The sequence below is a fragment of the Aquitalea aquatica genome (assembly GCF_013911085.1).
In the GTDB taxonomy this organism is placed as follows: domain Bacteria; phylum Pseudomonadota; class Gammaproteobacteria; order Burkholderiales; family Chromobacteriaceae; genus Aquitalea; species Aquitalea aquatica.
In genome coordinates this window covers 1-1,383 of record NZ_JACERN010000027.1, presented here as the reverse complement: position 1 = coordinate 1,383, position 1,383 = coordinate 1, and the positions used below count along the sequence as shown (strand labels likewise).

1 protein-coding gene is annotated in these 1,383 nt (G+C 64.1%); it reads left to right on the top strand.

Features of this window, described 5'->3' with window-relative positions:
* Nucleotides 1–1,383 (top strand): beta strand repeat-containing protein (locus tag H2Z84_RS10230; protein WP_258869366.1); only part of this gene is annotated, 1,383 nt, incomplete at both ends.

The window sequence follows — 1,383 nt, the reverse complement described above, 5'->3', positions numbered from 1 at the left end:
ATAGCCAGGGCCATACCGCTAGCACTACCGCTACCGTTGATGGCAGCGGCAACTGGACGGCCAGCAGCGCCAACCTGAGTGGTCTGGTGGATGGCAGCGTCACCGTCAAAGCCGACGTCACCAGCGTAGCGGGCAACCCGGCCAGCGCCAGCGTGAGCGAAGGCAAGGACACCACCGCTACCATCACCATCGGCAACGATGGCTCGGGCGGCGATCACGTCTACAACAAGGCCGAAAGCACGGCCGTGGTGGTCAGCGGCAGCACCGGCAGTGTGGAAGCCGGCCAGACCGTCACCGTCATCTTCACCGACAGCCAGGGCCATACCGCCAGCAGCACCGCCACCGTCGATAGCAACGGCAACTGGACGGCCAACCCGGCGAACCTGTCCGGCCTGACCGACGGCAGCATCAGCGTCAGCGCTAGTGTCAGCGACAAGGCCGGCAACACCGCCACCGCCAATACCGACACCGGCAGCGGCCAGCCGGGCGAAAATCTTGACACCACCGCCCCGTCGGCCCCGACCGTGGTCATCGCCACCGACGCCAATAACGACGGCTACATCAACAAGGCCGAACAAGGCAGTGCCACGACTGACACCGTCAACATCGGCTTGCCGGCGGATGCCAAGGCGGGCGACACGCTGAACGTCACCATTAACGGTACTGCTCAGCCGGGTCATGTACTGACTGCTGCTGAAATTACCGCAGGTCAGGTCGTTCTCACGCCGGCTGCGCCGGCAGAAGGTGGCACGCTGACGGTTGCCGCCACCATCACCGATCCGGCTGGTAACACCTCGGCACAAGGCAGCGACAGCGCCAAGCTGGACACCACCGCCCCGTCGGCCCCGACCGTGGTGATTGCCACCGACGCTAACAACGACGGCTTCATCAACAAGGCCGAGCAGGGCAGTGCCACCACCGATACGGTGAACATCGGCCTGCCGAGCGACGCCAAGGCTGGCGATACGCTGAACGTCACCATCAATGGCGTGGCGCAGCCTGGTCATGTACTGACCGCTGCTGAAATCACTGCTGGCCAAGTGGTGCTGACACCGACTGCCCCGGCCGAAGGCGGCACGCTGACCGTAGCCGCTACCATCACCGATGTGGCAGGTAATACCTCGGCCAGCGCCAGCGACAGCGCCAAGCTGGACACCACCGCACCGTCGGCCCCGACCGTGGTGATTGCCACCGACGCCAACAACGACGGCTTCATCAACAAGACCGAACAGGGCAGCGCCACCACCGATACGGTGAACATCGGCCTGCCGGCAGATGCCAAGGCGGGTGACACGCTGAACGTCACCATTAACGGTACTGCCCAGCCGGGTCATGTGCTGACTGCTGCTGAAATTACTGCAGGTCAGGTTGTATTGACCCCGA